The sequence below is a fragment of the Lacticaseibacillus parakribbianus genome (assembly GCF_025490915.1).
In the GTDB taxonomy this organism is placed as follows: Bacteria; Bacillota; Bacilli; order Lactobacillales; family Lactobacillaceae; genus Lacticaseibacillus; species Lacticaseibacillus parakribbianus.
Window position 1 is genome coordinate 101,140 of record NZ_JANQBA010000001.1, and the last position, 21,340, is coordinate 122,479.

Here is a 21,340-nt window from a genome sequence, read left to right on the forward strand (position 1 = left end):
ATGGCACATCTTGCCTTTAATTTGCGGCGTGATCCTTGGATTCAGGTGCTGACGAAGGCGACCGGCACGGTGCAGACGGTCAGCCTGGCGACGCTGTTGGACCGACCGCAGGATTACGATCGGCTGGCCGGCGACACGGCGGCGCAGGACCTCGCCGTCTTGCGGCTGCTATTGGCGTTGCTGCACACGGTTTACTCACGGGTGGATGCCACCGGGCAGCCATACGACTGGCTGGACCTAGACCCGACGACCGGTGCGGTGAACGACATTGATCCAGACGCCTCCGGCTGGGCGGCCGACCTGCTGGCGACCTGGCAGACCCTGCACCAAACAGGCCAGTTCGGCGCGGCGCTAGATTACCTGACGCAGCACGAGGCCCAGTTCGACTTCTTCGGCGCCACCCCGTTTTACCAGGTGACCGCCGCGCAGTACGACGCCTTGGTCCCGGCCAAAAAGCAGATCCACACCGGCACCGGCACCGTGGCCCTGAAGCAGATCAACCGGCTGGTGTCCGAAAGCGCGAACTCGCCGGCCCTTTTTGCACCCAAAAGTGGGGCGGGGAAGGATTCACTGACCTTGCCCGAGCTGGTTCGCTGGGTGATCACCTACCAGAACTTCACCGGCGTAACCGACAAATCAAAGATTGAGACCCCGGAGAAGTTCGCCGCCCCGGCCGGCTGGCTGTACCGGCTGAACCCGGTGTTCGCCAAGGGCCAGGACCTGGTCGAAACGCTGCTGTTGAACCTGGTGCTGACCGACGGGAAGGTCTATCACAGCGAGCAGCCGGTGTGGGAGCAGCCCCTTGACGCTTACGTCGCGCAACGCATCAAGCAAGTCCTGCCGGATAACGTCGCGGCGCTTTACACCGCCTGGAGTCGGCTTTTGCACATCGAGTGGGACACGGCAGGGCGACCGACGATTTTTGCGGCGGGGTTGCCGATGTACGCCAGCGACAACGCGTTCATCGAGCCAATGACCACTTGGCGCCGCGACGACAAGGCGGCGGTTGAGACTTACCGCCCGGCCACGCGCGGTCAGCGCAACATGGCGTATGCGATGTGGCGCAACTTCGGGCAGTACGTGCGAACCAGCTCGGCGGTGGCGATGCACGAACCCGGTGTGGTGCAGTGGCTGGGGCGGCTTCAAGAGCAACAGTTGTTGGCCCGGGAGCGCCACTTGACGCTGGCCGCAGTGGCCTTGATCAGCGACGGCAACGCGACCTCACAGTCGCCGGTGGCCGAGATGGTAGACGACATGACGCTCGCTGCGGCCGTTTTGTTCGATCGCACCGATGGGGATTTTTGGCCGGGCCGAATCGAGGACACGATTGCCGCCACCCAGCAGATCGGCCGCGATTACTGGGCCTTTCTCAGCAACGTCGCGACCATCCGCAACCTGGACCGCACGGCCTTTGGCACCAAGCACTCGGCGGCGTTTTACGCCCGGCTCAACGGGCCGTTCAAGGACTGGTTGGCCAGCCTGACCAACCAAGACGACCGGGAGGCGCGAATTCGAGAGTGGTACCAGACCCTGCAGCGGCTGGTGTTGACCACCGCCGATGCGTTCGTGCAGCAGGCGACCCCGCGTGATCTGAGCGGCATCGAAACCGAGCGCGGCGTGATGAACATATTCGTTGCCCGCAACATTTTGGCCGCCACCGTGCGGCGCGACCTGAACATAGAAAAGAGGAACGCGAATGGGTGATTCGACACAACAAGCGGCCACGGCCATCTTGTCGCAGCTGGCGGCCGGCGGCTCCAGCAGCAGGGCCATTTTGGCCAGTTTGCGCGGGGCGAGCTCGCTGGCTAGCCCGCGGGCTCAGGCGGTGTGGCCGCTGATGCTCAGTGCGATGCCGGCGGCGCTTTTGAGCCGGACCGGTGAGCCGACCAGCAGCGAGGCCGCGATTTTCACCGCGCTGCGCCTGTTTGCCTTGGTGCAGCAGGGCCGTGTGACCGGCGGCTTCGCGCCGCTCGGCCGCGGCGCAGACCCGACCGCTGCTACCGAGTCGGTCGGCGTGTCGCTGTTTGCGGCGCTTGGCGCCGCTCGGCCCACCGTTGGCTCCCCGGAAGCGCTGGACCGGCGCGTTCGGGCGGTGCTTGGGGCCAGCAACTTCGCCAGTGTGGTTGATGGCTTGACCCACCTAGTGGCGATTCTCAAGGGCACCAAGGTCATTCCGGCCATCGACTACGCTCAGCTGGCCGGCGACCTCGCGAGCTACCAGATCAGCTTCGAGCAGGCCAGCCGGGTCAAGCTGCGCTGGGGTCAGGCCTACTATCACACGGCAGAACAAGTCAAAGGAGCGAACTAATCATGACGCAAGCGAACCTGTACCTCGATATTCATGTCCTACAAACCGTGCCGTCTTCCAACCTGAACCGCGACGACACCGGTGCCCCCAAAACCGCGCAGTACGGCGGCGTCACCCGAGCTCGCGTGTCCTCACAGGCGTGGAAGCACGCGATGCGCGAGGATTTCAAGGCGCTGCCGGCCGCCCTTCAGGGGACCCGCACCAAGGATGCGGCGCGGCTTTTGGCCGAGGCCATCCAGGCGCAGGCCGAGACGTTTGGAGAAGACGAGGCCAAGGACCTGGCGGCGGCCGTGTTCGCGGCGGCTGGGGTGAAGCTGGACAAGAATTTGCAGACTGGGGCGCTGCTTTTGATCAGCCGCGGCCAGCTTGTTAAGCTGGCGACTTACGCCCTGACCCACGACACGCTGGACAAAAAGGAACTCAAGGTGGTGCTCAAGGGCGATCAGTCGCTGGACCTCGCGCTGTTCGGCCGCATGGTGGCCGATAATCCCGAGCTCAACGTCGAAGGCTCGGCCCAGGTCGCGCATGCGCTGTCGACGCACGAAATCATCCCCGAGTTCGACTACTTCACCGCCATGGACGACGAGCAGCCCGAAGACAACGCCGGTGCGGCGATGCTTGGCACCGTCGAGTTCAATTCGGCCACGCTGTATCGCTACGCCAACCTGAACTACCGCGAGCTGGTCGCCAACCTCGGCGCGGCGACTGCCACAAAGGGCGCCTTGGCCTTCATCAAGGCCTTCCTGCTGTCCATGCCCAGTGGCAAGCAGAACAGCTTCGCCAACAAAACCCTGCCAAGCTACGTCTCGGTGACGCTGCGCCAAGACACCCCGGTCAACCTGGTAGCGGCCTTTGAGCAGCCAATCACCACCCGTGACGGGTACGTCGAAAAGTCCGTGGTGGCGCTTGAAAAGGCGTACCAGGACGCGCAGCAGTTCGTTGAAGCCCCCCTGGCCACCTTCGTGCTCGCCACCACGGACACGACCGTTGGCACCCGCGTGGCCAACCTCGATGCGCTGTTGACCCAGGTGTCGGAAGGACTTTCACAGGTGACCGCTGATGAAGACCCTAACGCTTGAGCTGACCGCACCGCTTCAGTCGTACGGCAATGAGGCCGCGTTTTTGCGCCGCACGACATTTGATCACCCGACCAAAAGCGCGGTGGTGGGGATGCTGGCCGCGGCGCTGGGCTACACCCGCAGTGATCCGCGATTGATCGCGCTGAACCAGCTTCTGTTGGCGGTGCGAGTCGATCAACCCGGCGTTCTCACCACCGATTACCAAACCGTGGAATGGAAAGCGAACACGCGCAAGGTGACGTACCGCGATTACCTGCAAGACGCCGTGTTTGTGGCGGCAGTGGGGAGCGAGGACAATGAGTTGATTGATGCGCTTCAACTGGCGCTGACGCGGCCTCGGTTTCAGCTTTACCTCGGGCGACGCGCGGATCCGCCGGCGGGGCCGCTGCGGGTCGCAGTCCATGCTGACGCGGATCCGGTGACGGTTTTGCAGCAGCTGCCATGGCAGGCGGCGCCGTGGTTTCGGCGGCGACACCGCCAGGGCATCGTGGCCGAGCTGTTCGCGGATGCCGCGCTGGTGCCGGCCGGCCGGACGCGGCAGGTGAAGGACGTCTTGACCTCTGCCGCCCAAGTCGATCGGCGCTTCACCTTCCGGGGCGAGGTGACGTTGCGGGTGCCATTGCGCGATCCGATTGCGCCGGGGCAAGAGACGGCGCATGACGCCTTGGCCGCACTGAAGGAGGAGTGAGATGTTCTTATCATGCGTAGAAGTTGACTGGCGAGACCGCCAGCGTCTGCAGACGCTGACGCACCTCGGCGCTTTTCACGATTGGGTTGAACAAAGCTTCCCGGCGGCGGTGGCGGCCGGAACGCGCCCGCGCCACTTGTGGCGCCTGGACGAGCTGGCAGGGCATGAGTACCTGCTTGTGTTGAGCGCCGAGCGGCCCGACCCGGTCGGCTTGGCTCGCTACGGCGTTGCCGGTAGCCTCGAGGTTAAAAATTACGCACCATTCCTGGCCCAGTTGCAGCAAGGCCAGCAGTTGCGCTTTCGCCTGACCGCCAATCCAGCGCATGCAGTCAAAGACGGCACCGACCCCCAGGCGCGTGGCAAAGTGTACCCGCACGTCACCGTCGCGCAGCAGCGGCAGTGGTTGATGGACCGGGCCGGGGCGGCTGGCTTTGCCCTTTTGGCGGGGACGAATGGGCCGCAGTTTGACATCGTCGGCCGTGACCACCCCGTCATGCGCCACAAGCGCCGTCACGCGGTGCGAATCAGCCGGGTGACATTCGAAGGCCGGCTTGAAATCACCGACCTCGAGCAGTTCAAAACGACCCTGACGACCGGCCTTGGTCGCGAGAAGGCTTACGGAATGGGCCTGATGACGGTGATTCCGGAGGTCACTGAATGAGCCACAAAATTGCTGGTGCGAAGAATGCCGACCTGACCGAGCTTGGACGGGTACGCGATCGCATCAGCTTTTTGTACCTTGAACACGCCGCGCTCAACCGCCAAGACAGCGCCATTACCGTGACGGATCGGCGCGGTGTGGTGGCTGTTCCCGCCGCGATGCTGGCTGTTTTGCTCCTCGGTCCCGGTGTCGAAGTCACGCACCGGGCGATGGAGCTGATTGGGGATTCCGGCGCCAGCGTTGTCTGGGTCGGCGAACGCGGCGTCAGACAGTATGCACATGGTCGGGCGTTGAATCACAGTGCCGCCTTGCTGGCGGCACAGGCGCGACTGGTTTCCAATCAGCGCTCGCGCTTGGCGGTGGCGCGGCGCATGTACCAGATGCGTTTTCCCGACACGGATGTCAGCAAGCTCAGCATGGCGGCGTTGCGCGGCAAGGAAGGGGCGCGGGTGCGGCAGGTGTATCGCGACGCGTCGGCCAAAACAGGCGTGGCGTGGGCCGGTCGCACTTACGATCCGGATGATTTTGAGGCGGGGACACCGATCAATCAGGCTCTGACCGCCGCCCATGCCGCGCTTTATGGCCTGGCCTACAGCGTCATCGTGGCCCTGGGCGCCTCACCTGGGCTCGGTTTCGTTCATACGGGCCATGACCTCTCTTTCGTGTACGACTTCGCCGACCTCTACAAGGCCGACGTGACCATTCCCATTGCTTTTTCGGTGGTGGCGACGCTTGTCCCGGGGGACGATATCGGCCGCAAAACACGCCTGGCCGTCCGGGACGCTTTTGTCGATGGTAAGCTGATGCTGCGCATGGTGGCCGACCTCAAGCGCGTGTTGGGCCAAACCGACGCGGAGCGTGAAGGCGACATCGTCAACTTGTGGGATGATAAACTGGGCTTGCAGAAGTTTGGGGTCTCGTACCGCGAGTTCGAGGACGAACGGGGGAATCGCCAATGATTGTAGTGACCCTCTCCAAAGTACCGCCCGCGCTGCGTGGTGTGTTGACCCGCTGGTATCAGGAGGTTCAAACCGGTGTGTACGTCGGCAGCGTCAGTGCTCGCGTTCGCGATCAGCTGTGGGTTCGAATCACCCGCGACATCGGCAGCGGCGAAGCGACCATGGTGTACAGCGCCCGCAACGAGCTGGGCTATCAGTTCGTGACCACTCGCCGCGACCGTCAGTTGGTTGACTACGATGGTGTGCCCTTGATGATGCGGCTGGCGGCGCCTGAGGCACCCGTCGTCAAGCCCGGCTTTAGCGACGCGGCGCATTTTCATCAGGCCAAAATGCTTGGGGCGCGAAATCGCCGCGTCGCGGATAGCGCGGCGAAGGCTGGGCCCTTCGTGACGCTGGACCTCGAAACCTCCGGGCTGGTGCCGGGGGAAGACCAAATCATTGCCATTGGCGCGGTTCGCCTGGGTGCTGATGGCACAACGACCGCTTTTTCCCGGTTGATTGCGGCGGATACCCCGCTGTCCCCAATGATCCGCCAGTTGACCGGACTGACGGAATCCAAGCTGAAAGCAAAAGGCGTCGGCCTTGGCGCTGCCTTAGCGGACCTGCGCGATTTCATCGGGGTGAATCCCATTGTGGGGTACAACCTGCCATTCGACGACAAGTTCCTCGCGGCCGCATGCCGAATGCTGGGCATCCCGCCGTTTGACGGCCGGCGCGTTGATTTGACCCCGGTGGTCAAACGCCACGATAAATTTCTTGATAACTACAAACTCGGCACAGTCCTTGCAAAATACGGCATTGAAAACGCGCATCCACATGATGCCCTAGCGGATGCTGAGGCAACCATGGCCTTAGCCAAGAAATTGATTGAGACCGGGCGTTTAAAATTGTAAAAACGGAGAACGTTTGAGATAGTTAATTCTGAAGTTAGCTGCCGCCCCCCGCGCATGCGGGGTGATCCGGTGTTTGGTTTCGCGTGTTTTATTCCCCCCATACGCGGGGGTGACGTCAAGGCACGGTTGGCAAAAAACGAGCGATGAATTCACCTCTTAGTTGAAAATCTGCAAGCGGTGTGGGAGCTGGATCGCGATTGCCGTTGGATGGCCGGAGCACAAGCAGTCGTCTAGCGCCAGCGTGTTGTGGGACAGGTTTGTCTGTGCTTGCTCGAGGCCGTTCGGATGCCACGGAACGGCTTATTGCTTTGGCCTGATACAATTGTCTTAGTGACCGAGTAATTCCGCTCAAGCGATGAGGCGGTTTGCGGGGACAAATAACAGCGCGGATGAACATAGTTCATGCCCATGCTTTGGTCAATGAAGTTGATGAAATTAGTCAAGTGCAAGAATTGGCAAAGCCGATTTGGCGGGTTTGGTTTAGTGTGGTCCCCGCGCATGCGGGGGTGATCCTAGGTGACTTCCACCGCGTCCTCGCCTTGCATGGTGGTCCCCGCGCATGCGGGGGTGATCCCTGGCGCGCCGACTGGGACACAGCAGACTGGATGTGGTCCCCGCGCATGCGGGGGTGATCCCGGAACACGCTTTGGCGGTAGCTGTATTCCTCGGTGGTCCCCGCGCATGCGGGGGTGATCCTTGGCCCAGCATCTCGACGCCGTTGCCAAAGGAGTGGTCCCCGCGCATGCGGGGGTGATCCTCATGATGGGTCCAGACGACCGGCGCGCGACACGTGGTCCCCGCGCATGCGGGGGTGATCCCCTTTAGCTTCTTGACGCCCGTGCTGTCGATGGGTGGTCCCCGGTTGGTTTTGTCACATTTTCGCGGGGGTGTGTTGTCTGAGCAAAAATTGTGGTGAAGTATCCGGTTTTCGACATCCAACAGCTAGCAGGTCAAATCTGATTTGCCGGTACTTTCCAAGAGGCTGGCGTCGTCTTAAAGAAGCATTAGTATTTTCTTTCCCGAATATAAAATTTATTTTGACGTTTCTGAATGTTAGCCATATAATCCTTGTTAGACGTGATGGTTTGCTTCGCTGACCATCTTTAACGCAACGCGACTCGGGAGGATTCATTCATCAGCATAACCCGTGCGTCGAAGCGCCGGCAACTAGTGACACAGGCAACCTTTGGGGGGATTGGCTGCGTCCGGTTGTCGCAGGCATACGCCAAGTGGCGCGTTCGACCACCCAGATCGATACTCTGACCATACCCTCAGCAACGCCATTTTCACACAGCGTTCTTGAGACCGATTTTTCCAGACAACTGCCTGACCAAATCTGATCGATTTGTTCGGGCTTTTTATTTTCTTCACGAAAGGGAGTATTTGAATGAAAATGCACAATGGCGCCAAGAAATTATACAAGGCTCACAAAATGTGGTTGGCGGCCGGCTTGGCTGCGGTCACGCTGTTCGGTGTTCAGGCGCTGGGCCAGGGCACCGGTGTTCAGGCCGCTACCGTGACTACGGCCGCTACGGTTGATCCGACGGCAGATCTTCAGGCTGGTTTGGATGCCGGGCAAGCCGATGCTGAAGCAGGTTTACCTGAAAAAGATTTGTCCAACGATAAGAGCTTGAGTGCCTCGTATGTACGTGGTTACATGCTGGGGTATGAGACCACCGCAGCAAGTAATGCATCGGCAAATCAACCTGCAGGAACGGACCCGACACCCGCAGAAACGACACCTACCGACACGACGCCGGCTGAGACGACCACGCCGAGTGTCACAGACACCACGTCACTGGAAGCCGGCGCGGCGGCAGGTGAAGCTGATGCGAACGCAGGTAAGCCTTCGCTTGTCTTTACTACCAGTGATGTGTACGGTCCGCAGTTTGAGTACGGGTACACCGCAGCGTACGAGTTGATTAGCAATGGCGTTAATGGTAATGGTAGTGCCGCGGCGACCACCACGACCACTGAGACGACAGGTGACGACACGACGGCACCTGTCGACACGACCAGCACGACCCCAACGGGCTATAGCACGACGCCTGTTGACCCTAGTGCGGATACAACCAGCCTGGAGGCCGGTGCGGCCGCGGGTGAGGCTGATGCTAAGGCGGGCAAGCCAGCTTTGACCTTCACCACCGGTGACGCGTACGGTCAGGATTTTGAAAATGGCTACAAGACCGCTTACGAAATGATTAGCAGCAACGTCAACGGCAGTGCCGAAACCACCGACCCGTCGACGGATACCACGCCGGCTAATACAACCGCTCCTACCGAGACTACAACACCAACCGACACAACTAATCCTGCTGAGACGACAACGCCGACTGATACCGCGACGCCAACGGATACGACAACGCCGGCCAGTGCAGACAAGACCTCCGCTGAGGCTGGGCAAGCCGCCGGTGTCGCCGATAAGACTGCCGGCAAGGCTGAGCAGACCTTCACCGATGGCGATGGCTACAGTGCTATCTACAAGCAGTCCTACATGTTCGGCTATGAATTCACCAAGGGTCCAGAAGCGACGAGCGGCGAAACGGATACTAACACCACTGCGCCAACCGACACCACCCCGACCGATGCTGACACGACCTCCGAAGAGGCGGGTATTGCAGCTGGCCAGGCAGACGCGGCGGCAGGTAAAGCGGCAAAGGCTTTCACGACCTCAGACGCGTACAGCGCAGTATACGAGGCCGGCTACAAGTTTGGCTTCACGTTTGCCGGTGGGCACGAGGCGGCGGATGCTGACGCCGGGGCTTCTACCGGCACAACGACCGGCAGCGACACGACCGAGCCGACGACGGGTACACGCGATGAGCCCGCCGTTCCGACCTATACTGGCGATCCTGCCACCAAGATCAAGGGTCACACCTTTGCGGAATGGGCAGCGCAACTGCTGAGCTTTGAAAAAGACATCGCGACGATGCACAACACGATGTCCATCGACTTGACGCAGTCACAAATTGATTCAATTGCGGCAATTTTGAACCAGTTCGTCAGCGGTTCGGCCACTTCTACTGGCACGACGACTTCGCCGACCACGACCAAGCCAACGACGGACACGACCAAGCCGACGACCGGCACCACGACGACCAAGCCGGCTGCGGTAGCCGACGCCACGATTCAGGCGCTGATTGACACCTACAACCGTTACAAGGACGACACGTTCGGTCCTCAGGCTGCGCAGTCCCGAGCGGCAGCAGCAAAGCTGAAGGAATTAGGTTACAACGTCGATGGCACCAAGATTGATGGGGCCACGACGCCGGTAACCGGCACGACGACCACAACACCGACAACGACGACTAAGCCGACAGACACCACCAAGCCGGCCACCTCGACCACGAAGCCTGCGACAGTTTCTGACGCGACGATTCAAGGGTTGGTTGAGACCTACAACCGCTACAAGAACGACACGTTCGGCCCTCAGGCTGCGCAGTCTCGCGCGGCTGCGGCCAAGTTGAAGGAATTGGGCTACAACGTTGATGGCACCAAGATTGATGGCACCTCGACAGCGACCACCACAACGTCGACGACTGACACCAGCACGACCAAGCCGACAACCACCACCACAACCGCGGATCCTGCCTACGTCCAGAAACTGGTCGCAAGCTACAAGCAGTTCAAGGGCACGATGTTCGGCGACGCCATGGCAGCCGAATATGCGGCTAAGCTGGCGGCACTTGGTTTGGATGTCGATGGCACCCCGCTAGACTAATTGATCTGCCCGCATCGCAGAGCCTCTCGAATTCAATCGAGGGGCTTTTTGATGTGCCCAAAATATAGAATTGGTTGCGCCAAACTAACGGTTTGATGATGCGCGAATCGGCGGTTTTGAGCATCAAAGGGAATCGTAATGTGGTGGTGTCTTCGGATAGTCAGAGACTTCACCTCGGCCAATGCGGCACGTTGCGGCGAAGTCAAAGGCGGCGAATGCGGGCCACACAAACAGGCCGAGTAACGATCTGCTCAGCCTTTTGCACGCAATCAGCGCTTGTCGGCGCGGATAATCAGCATCATCGGTGCCCGGGTCCAAGGCGCGTGGTCGCGCTGATCGGCCTTGCTGCCCTGCGGCTCCACTAAGTCTCTCAACGTCAGGCCGGCGCTCAATACGCTGCCGACGATTGTCTGGAGCGTGTGGTGGTACTTGGGCACCGGCTGACCTAGGAACGTGGTGGTGCGAAGCCCTTCGTCGAAGTAGCGGTCGACCGGCCAAACCGCGTCGCCGGCCATGGTCTGAACCCATTGCTCGTGGCCCTCGGCGGTGAACAGGGGATGTTCGATGGTGAACAAAACGGTGCCACCAGGGGCAAGCATCGCCGCAATCCGCGCCATCAGCCCGGTCAGGTCGGCGACGTAATGTAGCGCAAGCGAGCTAATCACCAAGTCAAAGCTAGCGGCCGGGTGGTCAAAGGTTGCCAGGTCTGCCTGCACATAGGTGATGCTTGCGTCATCGGTTTGGCTTCGGGCCTTGGCCAGCATGCGTTTTGAGCTATCGACGCCAATCACGCTGGCGGCGCCGTTCTCCGCCACGTAGCGGCAGTGCCAGCCGTAGCCGCAGCCCAGGTCCAAGACGCGCTTGCCGACCAAGGACGGCAGCAGCCGCTTGAAGTCGGGCCACTCACCGGCGCCTTTGAGCCCGTCTTGGCTGCGACTCATTTTGGCGTACTCGGCGAAAAACGCGGGGTCATCATAGGAATTGCTCATGGTTGCCTCCTTGTGTGGTGTTGACACACTGAGGCTAGCATAGCATTCACGTCACCGATTTGAAAGCGCTTGTGACCGGTCGTGACGGCGGCTAGCAGCCGGGAGGCGAGAATTCGCCTAGTCTGCGCTGCCCGGGCTGCGGTCAACGTGGCACGTCCCGCCGGTTGCGGCCTTCGCGACCGGGGCCGCTCGCCGCGCAAACAAAAGCCGGCGTCGTTGGTGCCGGCGTCGGCTTTTGCGGTCGTATCAGAATGTCAGGGTTGTGTTCCCGCGGAAGAACACATCGGCTTCGGGGTAAGTCAGGGCGTAGGCAAACATGTTGTCGCGAGCGGCCTGATCGAACATCTTGAAGCTGGCGTACTTCTTGTCCATCGCGGCCAAAAGCGCCGGCTTGCGGTCATTGACCAGCGTGGCCGTTGCGGTTTTGACTCGCACCGTGCCGACCGCAGTCGGGGTGGTGGTGAAGGCGACGGTCGGGTGCGTTGCGAGCTCCTGGACCTTTTGCGCGTGACGGTCGGTGCAGACGTACACGGTATTGCTTGACGGGTCGAAGAGGAAGTTGACCATACGGACGGATGGCTTGCCGTCTGCGGTTAGGGTCGCCAGCGCGAGCTGCTCGGCCTGCTGGAGAATCTGATGGTACGTGTCTTGAGTGGTCATGTGAAGGCTCCTTTCTTAGTCGCCTCCATTGTACGCCTTTCGCCACGCCAATTGCACCGCTGCGGTTTGGCTTTCAGCCGTCGCGGCGACGCGAGGCATACGGTGAACCCGGCCAAGGCCGCGCGGTGGCTACCGCGGCTTGGACGATTTGACGAAATGGCCGTGTGCGAGGACCTGCTGCAGGGCCACGCGCGTCTTGGCGGTGGCCCGGCGCTGTTCTTGCTTCTTGCGGTTCGCGTTGGATTGGTGTTTGCTTTTCTTGACCAACTCCGGCCACCTCCCTTCGCGACCAATCATACCATACGCAGGGCGCAAGCGGCGAGACGTCCGAAGGGATGCCGGGCAACAGCAAAGACCCCACCACTGACATGATGAGGCCTTGCACAATGGAATTCAATGCTGAAGTGTCGGGTCAAGCGGGTCGATGTACGATTCGACTGGACGTTACAGGCAACTGGAGACTAACCGCGAATGAAGCCTTGATCCTGCAGCGTGATGCCTTCGTCGGCTTTGAACGTGAAGCTCTCAAGATAGTGCCGGTTCTCGATTGCCTCGTAGAAGTGGAAGGCGAGCGGCTTGGACAGGTCCTGGATGACGTGACCGAGCCCCTTGCCGGCCACATACACCAGCACCTGTGCTTGGGGCATAACGACGACGCTGTTGCAAAATTCGGTCTGGAAGCTGCCGATGGGATACTTGCCCTTAGACTCCGGCGTTTGGTCGGACGCATCGGCCTCAAAGTCGGTGCGATAATTGATGACCACGCCGTCTGCAGGAGCCTGACTGCCCCGCGGTAGGTCGAGGATATGGAGCGTGTTCAACTGCTTGCTGAGTCCTGCCGATGCCTTCGATGAGAAGGGGAGGCTCAAAACGGCCGGGGCCTTGCCGTGGTTGACGGCGACGATGCGGTAACCGTCCTTTTTCCCGTTGTCACCGAGGTTGGCGGTGACGATGAATTTAAGTAGCGGCTTATTCTCGGCCTCAGCCAGCGCCTTGGTGATCTCGCCCTGATCGGCGGCGATGTTGGTCTGACGTTCCGCTGACTTGTTGGCCTGGGCCGCAAAAATGAAGGCGCCGATGGCCGCACCGGCTGTGGCTGCAACGTTCAGCCAGTCGGCGATAGAACCCATTTCCATGATGCAACACTCCTTTTGCTGTTGACGAGTTACGAAATAATCTGATTTTTGATACACGTGTTGATTGCCGTCAGCCGTTGGTATTGCATCACGCCTTCGGGCAGGTGGTCATAAAACGCTGCGAATGCGTCAACACTGGTGAAACCCTCTGGTTCCGCGGTATTCTGGTCGTCGGCGTCCAGGCGTTGGTTCAAATCGACGATGGTGTTGGCTGCACCACGTGGATAAGCGTAAACAACGAATCCATGTACGAACGGCGGCACTTTGAGATACCGACCGAGTACGCCTTGCAGCTGCGTCTTAGCCGTGCGAACCTGTTCTGCGGGGTTGCCGAATCCGTAGTAGGCGGCGAGTGGCCGGTTCGGCTGGGCGACTAGCGTGTATGGGGTGGTTCCAGACAGAACGCGAATTTCCGGCGGCAGACCATCTTTGATCAGCGGCCAAAACTTCTCGCACTCAACCTGGAGTTGCTGATTGCAGACTTGATGATAGATAGTGCCTGCCCAGTACTTGGTTTCGAGTATGAACACCCCACGGTGACTGGTGATGAGGTGATCGACCTGGCGGACAGTTGCTTGGCCGACTGGATTGAAGAAAAGATTGGCAAAAATGGTGAGCTTGTCTTCGGGATGGGTGAGCGACAGCTGCTTGAGGCACTGATAGGTGAGGTATTCACCGCGGTTCGTGTAGGGACGTTCCGCCATCAACCTTGACCTCCTTTCGCGTTGCAGTGCTGGCAACGCTGACCCTATTCAGCCTTCAGCTTGGCAGGTCCCTGACCGTCGCCGTACCAGGTGACGCTGGCCGTGTCTGGTGTCAGATCAGCCAGCTTTTGGGCAAGCGAGTCGAAGTCGACAGTGACCGTATCCCCTGCGCGGAAATCCAGCTTCTCGCGCCGGACGTCCCACAGCGCGTTCACATCACCTGGCCTGACGGTTGTGCCAATCAGGCTGGAAATCTTTGCCGAGGTTTCCTGATCGATGTAGACACCCTTAATCGTATCTTCCGTGTTCTCCCAGCCGGTCATGTGTACGTAGAGGTGGTCCTTGAGCAGCGCTTTGACGTTCAGTTCTTGTGCTTTGGGCATGCTATCGAAGTTCTTTTCGAGTGTGACGCCGAATCCGGTTTCATCGGTAACTACTAAGTCGACTTGGTATCCGTCCTCGCTATACCCGAGGTCTTGTTTGCTCGCCGCCGACGAGTCCACGGTGAGATTATCTAGGTCGTTGGCGACCTGGTCCAAGGCTCCTTTTTGTTCACCACTCAGTGAGACTCCCGAGTCGTAGTACTTGGCAAACATATCCGGAAAGTGCAACTCTCGGAAAGAGGGCTCCATCTCTGTCATTTTTTCGTTAGGAATTTTCTGGGCGGTCACTTTCACGTTGATGACCTTCAGAACCGTCGCAGGGTCAGCGCCGGACTGAGTTGAAAGGTAGGTCGCGATGTTAGTGAGAAGCTGCTGTTTGTTCCAGCCTGCCATAGGGCGGCTCTCTGTTCCTGTGATTGAAAGGGTAATGCCTTTGAAGATGGCCTCTTTTTTCTTTTTTCTTGCCTCTTCTTCAGCGGTTAGCTTTTTAGGCTTTTCACTCACCGTTTTGGCTTTCTTTGAATGTGATTTTGCCTTGATGCTGCTTGCCTTGACGCTAGTGCTGGATTTTGATGCAGTGCTGGTCTTGTCCTTGCTTGCGCAGCCGCTCATTAGCAAGGCGACGACGAGGCACGCCACCGCGCCGATGATTCGACGCCAACTGTTGCGTTTCATAGAGTTTCTCGCTTTCTGAGACGTGATGGGATCAGATGATTGATGTGGGGACTTGGGTAGTCAAACAAACAGTGATGCCACCGAGCCAATCTGCGAATCGGCAAGCTGGCGTCAAGCCTGACCGCCTACTGCACGTCGCTCATGTCCTCGTCGTTAAGCCGCTTCATGTACAGGCTGTTGTCGGTCTTGTCCGCATTGGCCTCAAGCGCCTGCTCGATGACCTGTTGAACTGCGATGATATCGGCTTTGTTGAAGAACGGAACGCTCAAGGCGTACGCCGTGCCGCTTTTTTCGATGAATAGCTTGGTCAAAATGCCGTTGGCGAACATGACGGCGCCGACGACGGCGAGGATGATGCCGAGCAGGGGCGAAGACGGCAGCGTGAACAGGCCGACCAGGGCGATGATGAAGCCCCAAAAGAAGCGGCTGGCCTTGTAGGCGGTGGAGATTGAGGCGCCTGAGATGTTGTTCAGCGGAATGGTCTGCTTGTTTTGCCCGGCGGGGATGACCCCGAGCATGGTGTTTTGCTCCGTGATGTGAACCCCGCGGTAGTCCACGGAAATGTGTCCCTTGATGAAGAACAGGAACACGCTGGCGGCAAAATCCTTATCGATCCATGAGCCTTTGCGACTCTTCTTGACGTTAACGACGGTCTCGCCGTTCTGGTTGATTTCTGGCATGATTGCTTCCTCCAAGTAGGTATGAGTGATGAAAATTAGGCAACAAAAAACCGGCCGATTAACAAGATTCCTAGAGGTCGAACAGGCGTCCGTTACGAATATGCAACTCCTGCTTGAATCTATTTATCTTAGTAGCCGGCCGGCTATCTTTTTTTAAAGGTATATAAACCTATTGATATATCGTGCTAATCTTACTACATAACGGCGGCCAGCGGAAGCCCTTTACAAAAGACTTTTTTCAATAATCTGAAGCCGCAATTGTTGCCAAGTTGCTGACGCGGTGGGGGTGGGACGCGGTCGAATGGCGGGTGCAGGCGACCGAGTCGCGAGTACCGACTCGGCGTGGCGGCTTGCCGAGGCATCAGGCCACAACCGTTGCACGAGCATGCTCTGGCTGCGCGTTAGGTGGAACAATGCCCATACCCCAAGCGAGTCGAACCGCCGCGTTGACCTGTTGCGCGGCAACCATCGCCAACTGCCGACGGCTGCAGCCGAAGTTCATGCCAGGCTCGCCTCAGGCCACGCTGTTGCGGCACCGCATCGCGGCCCTGCAGGTCGTTGCGGCACTGGTTGGCGAGGGCGAACCCGAACTGCCTGCGTCCCGACTTGAGGCCAGTCTGGCGCTGATTCAATCGCTTATTCACCAAACCACGGTGGCGTGGGCGAAGCATACAACAGACTCCGCCATGTATCGGCGGCTCACCCCGATGATTGACGCGATGACCCTTGGCCTGAACACGCTGCAAGCGGCAATCGATGCAGACGCCAGGCGAGCGCGGTCGAAGAGGGGCGATGGCCAAGCCTCAAGTCCTCGGCGGCATTGGCATCTCGGCAGTGTCTACGTTATAATGGGACCATGCACAGCGCCGCGAGTCGGCGCTGTTTTCATGAGCGTTGCCAGGCGCGATCGGCGCCTTGGCAAGTAACGAGCCGCATTAGGAACACGCTGCGGCCGTCTTATCTGCACACCCAGCGAAAGGAATACATTATGTCAACTATCAATTGGTTTCCCGGCCACATGGCAAAGGCCCGCAACCAAGTCCAGAAAAAACTCAAGCAGGTCGACCTCGTACTTGAAATCGTCGACGCCCGAATTCCAGAGGCCAGCCGCAACCCGATGATGAATCAGATTATCGGCCAAAAGCCGCGCATTATGGTTCTCAACAAGCAGGACCTGGCTGATCCCCAAGCGACCGCGCGGTGGCTGCGTTACTACCAAGACCTCGGCTTTGCCGCGCTTGCGATCGACGCGCAACACGCCAAGCGGCTGACCCAGATTTCGGCCCTGGCGCGGCAGCTGATGGCGGCCAAGCTGGCCAAGCAAAAGGCGCGGGGCATCCGCAACCCAAGCCTTCGCGCGATGTGCATCGGCATCCCCAACGTCGGCAAGTCCACGGTGCTCAATCGCCTGGTCAAAAAAAACATCGCGGTGGTCGGCAATCGCCCCGGGGTCACTAAGAACCAGCAGTGGCTCAAGGTTGATGACAGCCTGGCACTGCTGGACACCCCCGGCATCTTGTGGCCGAAGTTCGATGACCAGCTGATTGGCCAAAAGCTCGCGCTGACCGGCGCCATCGCCGACTCGGTTTTCCAAGAGGACACGGTGGGGTTGTACGGCCTTGAGTTCTTCCAGTCGCATTACCCGGCCCAGCTGCGTCGCGCCTACCAACTGACGGCGGACGACATGACGCTGGCGGCGCCTGATCTGATGGTGCTTTTGGCCAAGAAGCTGGGCTTTGGCGAGAACTACAACCGCGCGGCCGAACGGGTGATTTTCGACGCGCGACAGGGCAAGTTCGGTCCGTTCACGCTGGAGGTGCCCGATGACAACGCTGAAGGCCTATAAGGACCTGCTGGCGGCAACGCCGGTTGACGACGCGGTGCTGGCGGCACTGGCCGCGGATCCGCGAGCCGGTGCCCAGCAGCTGTTGGTCCAGTACCACAGGCGGCAAGCCAAGGCGCAAGAGCAGGCGCAGGCCTTGCACAATCGCAGTCGCTTTGAGCGCGAACTTTGGCCGCGCTACCCGCACATCGCCGGCATCGACGAGGTCGGCCGCGGCCCCTTGGCTGGGCCGGTGGTCACCGCCGCGGTGATTCTGCCGCACGATTTTGCGCTGCCGGTCAACGACTCCAAGCAGCTGACCGCGCATGAACGCGCCGTGCTTTTTCCGCAAATTGTCTCGCAGGCGGTGGCCGTGAGCCTCGGCGTGGCGGATGCCCCGCGCATTGACCGCGAAAACATTTACCACGCCACTGAGCTCATCATGGGCGAGGCGGCGGCCAGCCTGCGGGTGCGACCGGATTACCTGCTAGTCGACGCGATGACCGTGCCGGGCGGCTGGCGTCAGCGCAAGTTGATCAAGGGGGATGCCAACTCCATCAGCATTGCCGCCGCCAGCATCGTCGCCAAGGTGGTGCGAGACCGCCTGATGCACATGTACGACGCCATCTACCCCGGCTACGACCTGATTCACAACGACGGTTACGGCACTGCCAAGCACCTCGCCGCGCTGGCGACGCTCGGCGTAACGCCGATTCACCGGCGCAGCTTCGCCCCGGTTCGCGACCAGGTCAAACGCCTTGGACTGCTGTAGCCGAACCGTTGCAAGCATGACTTGAACCGCCGCTTACCGGCGGTTTTTTCGCGTTTTGGCGTAATCTCCCGGTAAAGGGGGAAGGACGATGAACATTCGAGAACTGCTGGTTCACTGGCACCTGGCGATGCACACCAAGGCGTGGGCCAGCGAGCAGGTACTGTGGGAGGCCATTGCGGACAGGGGACTGACCGCGCTTGACGATGCGCGACAGCTGGCGGATGTGGCGGCGCTGGCGCCGCTGCAGCAGGCCTGGGCGGATCACGCGTGGCGTAACCAGGCCGCCACGCTCTACCGCACCCAACCGATGGTCACGCGCCTGGATGCGGCCTACCCGCCGCGACTGGCCGAAAGCAATCAGCCGCCTGCGGTCTTGTTTTACCAAGGCGACTGGGCGGTGCTGGCGCGGCTGAGCCTGGCGGTGGTCGGCTCCCGCCAGGCCGGCCGCTACACCCGCCAGGCCCTAGTTGAGCTGGGCCGGGAGCTGCCGGCGTTGACCGTTATCTCGGGCTTGGCCGCCGGGGCCGACAGCTTCGCTCACGAGTACGCTTTGAGCCGCGGCTGGCCGACGGTAGCGGTGGTAGCTAACGGGCTGGATCAGGTTTACCCGGCGGCCAATCGCAGCCTGCAGGCCGCGATCGCCCAGGCGGGACTTCTGGTCTCCGAATACCCGCTTGGCGTGTTGCCGGCGCCGTTTCGCTTCGTCGCGCGTAATCGCATCATTGCCGGGCTGGCCCATGGGGTGCTGGTCACCGAGGCGGCCGCCCATTCCGGCAGCCTGATCACTGCCAATTACGCGCTGCAAAACAATCGCGAGGTCTTTGCACTGCCCAACCGCGTCGGCGAGGCGCAAGGCGTGGGTACCAATGCGCTGATTCAGGCCGGGGCGAAGCTGGTTCAAACCGGCGCCGATTTGCTCGAGGAGTTGCAATTTTACCCTTAACATAGGTAGAAAAGCGGCCAATTGATTTGACAAAGTCCGAACGGATAGAATATGATAGCCTGTGTTTTTGAGCGGTCGAAAGCCGCGGGTGTTCAAACACGCCGGGTGCGAAAGCGCCGAAGCCTTGAGCAGTTTGCGAGCAGCTCGCTCACTGAAAGGAGGGCACACATGGCCACCAAGAATTTGGTCATTGTGGAATCGCCAGCAAAAGCTAAGACGATCGAGAAGTACCTCGGTCGCAATTACAAGGTCGTCGCCTCACTCGGGCACATTCGGGACCTGCCGAAAAGCCAGATGGGCATCGATTTTGATCACGACTACGAACCCAAATACATCTCCATTCGCGGCAAGGGTGATGTGATTAAGAACCTCAAGAAAGCCGCCAAGGGCGCCGACCACGTCTACCTCGCGGCCGATCCGGACCGTGAAGGTGAGGCCATCGCCTGGCACGTCAGCCACATTTTGGGGCTTGATCCGGCCGGCAACAACCGCGTGGTCTTCAACGAAATCACTAAGGACGCGGTCAAAAACGCATTCAAAACGCCGCGGGCCATCGACATGAACCTGGTCGACGCCCAGCAGGCGCGGCGCGTCTTGGATCGGTTGGTCGGCTACTCGATCAGCCCGCTTCTGTGGAAGAAGGTCAAGAAGGGCCTGAGCGCCGGTCGGGTGCAATCCGTCGCGCTGAAGCTGATCATCGATCGCGAAAACGAGATTCGCGCCTTCACCCCAGAGGAGTACTGGAGCCTCGATGCCGAGTTCAAGAAGGGTGCTAGCAAGAAGTTCGCCGCCAGCTTTTACGGCCTGAACGGCAAGAAGACGGCCCTGCCGAACAACGCTGCGGTGCAAGACGTACTGCAACAGATCGACAAGGCCAAGCCTTTTGCCATCACCAACGTGGTCAAGAAGGAACGCAAGCGCTTTCCGGCGCCGCCGTTCACCACCAGCTCGCTGCAGCAGGAGGCCAACCGCAAGCTGGGCTTCCCGGCGCGTAAGACCATGATGCTGGCCCAGCAGCTGTACGAAGGGATTAACCTCGGCGGCAAGCTCGGCACGGTCGGGCTCATCACCTACATGCGTACCGACTCGACGCGGGTCTCAAGCGTCGCCAAGACCGAGACCTCGCACTTCATCCACGAGCAGTACGGTGAGGCCTACGCGGCGGTCAAAATCCGCCAGGGCAAACTGCAAGAAGGCGCCCAAGACGCCCACGAGGCGATTCGCCCGACCAGCACCAACCGGACGCCTAAGAGCCTCGAGCCGGTGCTCGACAAGGACCAGATGCGGCTTTACAGCCTGATTTGGAGCCGCTTTGTCGCAAGCGAAATGACCCCGGCGGTGATCGACACCGTTCAAGTCACGCTGCAGCAAGGCGCCGCCACCTTCCGCGCCAACGGCAGCCAGACCAAGTTCGAGGGCTTCACCAAACTGTACGTCTCCAGCCGCGACGCCGACACCAAGGACAACCTGCTGCCGGAGCTTGAGGTGGGGGATGCGGCGACGTTGGTCAAAACCGACCCGGCGCAGCACTTCACCCAGCCGCCAGCGCGGTTCTCCGAGGCCAACCTGGTCAAGGCGCTTGAAGAAAACGGCGTCGGGCGGCCGAGTACCTACGCCCCGACCATCGAAACCATCAAGAAGCGCTACTACGTCAAGATCACGGCCAAGCGCTTCGAGCCGACCGAGCTTGGCGAAATCGTCAACGACCTGATCACCAAGTTCTTCCCGGACATCGTCGACATCAAGTTCACCGCCAAGGTCGAAGGCGAGCTCGACAGCATCGAAACCGGCAAGGTCGCCTGGGTCCCGGTCATCGACCAGTTCTACAAGCCATTCGCCAAGGAAGTTGCCCATGCCGAGGAAGGCATCAAGAAGATTCAGATCAAAGACGAACCCGCCGGTTTTGACTGCGACATCTGCGGGGCCCCGATGGTGATCAAGCTCGGTCGCTTCGGCAAGTTCTACGCCTGCTCCCGCTTCCCGGATTGCCGCAACACCAAGGCCATCGTCAAGGAAATCGGCGTGGTCTGCCCGAAGTGCGGCAAGGGTCAGATCGTCGAGCGCAAGTCCAAGCGCAACCGCGTCTTTTACGGCTGTGACCGCTACCCGGACTGCGACTTCGTGTCCTGGGACAAGCCGGCCGGGCGCGATTGCCCGGTTTGCGGCCACTACCTGGTCGAAAAGAAGCTGCGCGGCGGCCGCCAGATCGTCTGCCCGAACAACGACTACAAAGAAGCCGTTCAAAAGTAGGCCGCACCGGCCATCAC

The 21,340-nt window shown here is 60.2% G+C and carries 19 protein-coding genes and 1 CRISPR repeat array; of the genes, 12 read left to right on the forward strand and 7 right to left on the reverse strand.

Translation table 11 applies throughout. The annotated features are described in order from the left end of the window. The 8 genes from NUH19_RS00480 to NUH19_RS00515 all read left to right on the forward strand — a co-directional run bounded on the left by NUH19_RS00480 (window position 1) and on the right by NUH19_RS00515 (window position 10,309). A complete protein-coding gene (locus NUH19_RS00480) occupies window positions 1–1,704 on the forward strand; it encodes a type I-E CRISPR-associated protein Cse1/CasA (protein WP_262314596.1) in 1,704 nt (567 codons plus the stop codon). Further along, window positions 1,697–2,308, forward strand: a complete 612-nt coding sequence (gene casB / locus NUH19_RS00485) for a type I-E CRISPR-associated protein Cse2/CasB (RefSeq protein WP_262314597.1) — start codon at window positions 1,697–1,699, stop codon at window positions 2,306–2,308. Before NUH19_RS00480 ends, casB begins: the two co-directional genes overlap by 8 nt. A gap of 2 nt (window positions 2,309–2,310) precedes the next feature. Then, window positions 2,311–3,387, forward strand: coding sequence for a type I-E CRISPR-associated protein Cas7/Cse4/CasC (cas7e, locus tag NUH19_RS00490; protein ID WP_262314598.1), 1,077 nt, complete (start codon window positions 2,311–2,313; stop codon window positions 3,385–3,387). Next, window positions 3,368–4,075, forward strand: a complete 708-nt coding sequence (gene cas5e, locus NUH19_RS00495) for a type I-E CRISPR-associated protein Cas5/CasD (protein ID WP_262314599.1) — start codon at window positions 3,368–3,370, stop codon at window positions 4,073–4,075. The genes cas7e and cas5e overlap by 20 nt, the downstream gene beginning before the upstream one ends. Before the next feature lies 1 nt (window position 4,076). Next, window positions 4,077–4,736 (forward strand): type I-E CRISPR-associated protein Cas6/Cse3/CasE, encoded by a 660-nt coding sequence (gene cas6e / locus NUH19_RS00500; protein WP_262314600.1) that lies wholly within the window; start codon window positions 4,077–4,079, stop codon window positions 4,734–4,736. Continuing rightward, window positions 4,733–5,695, forward strand: a complete 963-nt coding sequence (cas1e, locus tag NUH19_RS00505) for a type I-E CRISPR-associated endonuclease Cas1e (RefSeq protein WP_262314601.1) — start codon at window positions 4,733–4,735, stop codon at window positions 5,693–5,695. The genes cas6e and cas1e overlap by 4 nt, the downstream gene beginning before the upstream one ends. Next, entirely contained in the window at window positions 5,692–6,588 is an 897-nt protein-coding gene (gene cas2e / locus NUH19_RS00510) for a type I-E CRISPR-associated endoribonuclease Cas2e (RefSeq protein WP_262314602.1), read from the forward strand. Before cas1e ends, cas2e begins: the two co-directional genes overlap by 4 nt. A 485-nt stretch (window positions 6,589–7,073) precedes the next feature. Continuing rightward, window positions 7,074–7,406: a CRISPR direct-repeat array (repeat unit 28 nt; unit sequence GTGGTCCCCGCGCATGCGGGGGTGATCC). A gap of 569 nt (window positions 7,407–7,975) precedes the next feature. Continuing rightward, window positions 7,976–10,309 carry a KxYKxGKxW signal peptide domain-containing protein gene (locus NUH19_RS00515; protein WP_262314603.1) on the forward strand — a complete coding sequence of 778 codons (2,334 nt, stop codon included), beginning with the start codon at window positions 7,976–7,978 and terminating at the stop codon, window positions 10,307–10,309. Window positions 10,310–10,578: 269 nt separating this feature from the next. Here NUH19_RS00515 and NUH19_RS00520 read toward each other — a convergent pair whose 3' ends face one another. The 7 genes from NUH19_RS00520 to NUH19_RS00550 form a co-directional block, all read right to left on the reverse strand. Next, complete coding sequence (locus tag NUH19_RS00520; RefSeq protein ID WP_262314604.1) at window positions 10,579–11,298, reverse strand: class I SAM-dependent methyltransferase; 720 nt, start codon at window positions 11,296–11,298, stop codon at window positions 10,579–10,581. A gap of 246 nt (window positions 11,299–11,544) precedes the next feature. After that, entirely contained in the window at window positions 11,545–11,958 is a 414-nt protein-coding gene (locus NUH19_RS00525) for a pyridoxamine 5'-phosphate oxidase family protein (RefSeq protein WP_262314605.1), read from the reverse strand. 129 nt (window positions 11,959–12,087) lie between these two features. Continuing rightward, window positions 12,088–12,225 (reverse strand): hypothetical protein, encoded by a 138-nt coding sequence (locus NUH19_RS00530; protein WP_262314606.1) that lies wholly within the window; start codon window positions 12,223–12,225, stop codon window positions 12,088–12,090. Window positions 12,226–12,419: 194 nt separating this feature from the next. Continuing rightward, window positions 12,420–13,094, reverse strand: a complete 675-nt coding sequence (locus tag NUH19_RS00535; RefSeq protein ID WP_262314607.1) for a hypothetical protein — start codon at window positions 13,092–13,094, stop codon at window positions 12,420–12,422. 29 nt (window positions 13,095–13,123) lie between these two features. Further along, window positions 13,124–13,798 carry a nuclease-related domain-containing protein gene (locus NUH19_RS00540; RefSeq protein WP_262314608.1) on the reverse strand — a complete coding sequence of 225 codons (675 nt, stop codon included), beginning with the start codon at window positions 13,796–13,798 and terminating at the stop codon, window positions 13,124–13,126. 44 nt (window positions 13,799–13,842) lie between these two features. Then, window positions 13,843–14,856 carry a hypothetical protein gene (locus tag NUH19_RS00545; RefSeq protein ID WP_262314609.1) on the reverse strand — a complete coding sequence of 338 codons (1,014 nt, stop codon included), beginning with the start codon at window positions 14,854–14,856 and terminating at the stop codon, window positions 13,843–13,845. Window positions 14,857–14,981: 125 nt separating this feature from the next. Continuing rightward, entirely contained in the window at window positions 14,982–15,536 is a 555-nt protein-coding gene (locus NUH19_RS00550; RefSeq protein ID WP_262314610.1) for a hypothetical protein, read from the reverse strand. Window positions 15,537–16,524: 988 nt separating this feature from the next. On the opposite strand from NUH19_RS00550, the gene ylqF reads away from it, so the two are divergent. From ylqF to topA, 4 genes are all read left to right on the forward strand, one after another. Beyond that, window positions 16,525–17,382, forward strand: a complete 858-nt coding sequence (gene ylqF, locus NUH19_RS00555; RefSeq protein ID WP_262314611.1) for a ribosome biogenesis GTPase YlqF — start codon at window positions 16,525–16,527, stop codon at window positions 17,380–17,382. Next, the gene (locus tag NUH19_RS00560; RefSeq protein WP_262314612.1) at window positions 17,360–18,130 is read left to right on the forward strand and encodes a ribonuclease HII; all 771 of its coding nucleotides are present in this window, start codon (window positions 17,360–17,362) and stop codon (window positions 18,128–18,130) included. The genes ylqF and NUH19_RS00560 overlap by 23 nt, the downstream gene beginning before the upstream one ends. 88 nt (window positions 18,131–18,218) lie before the next feature. Next, a complete protein-coding gene (gene dprA / locus NUH19_RS00565) occupies window positions 18,219–19,073 on the forward strand; it encodes a DNA-processing protein DprA (protein WP_262314613.1) in 855 nt (284 codons plus the stop codon). Window positions 19,074–19,241: 168 nt separating this feature from the next. Next, window positions 19,242–21,323, forward strand: a complete 2,082-nt coding sequence (topA, locus tag NUH19_RS00570) for a type I DNA topoisomerase (RefSeq protein WP_262314614.1) — start codon at window positions 19,242–19,244, stop codon at window positions 21,321–21,323. The last annotated feature ends 17 nt before the right edge of the window (window positions 21,324–21,340 follow it).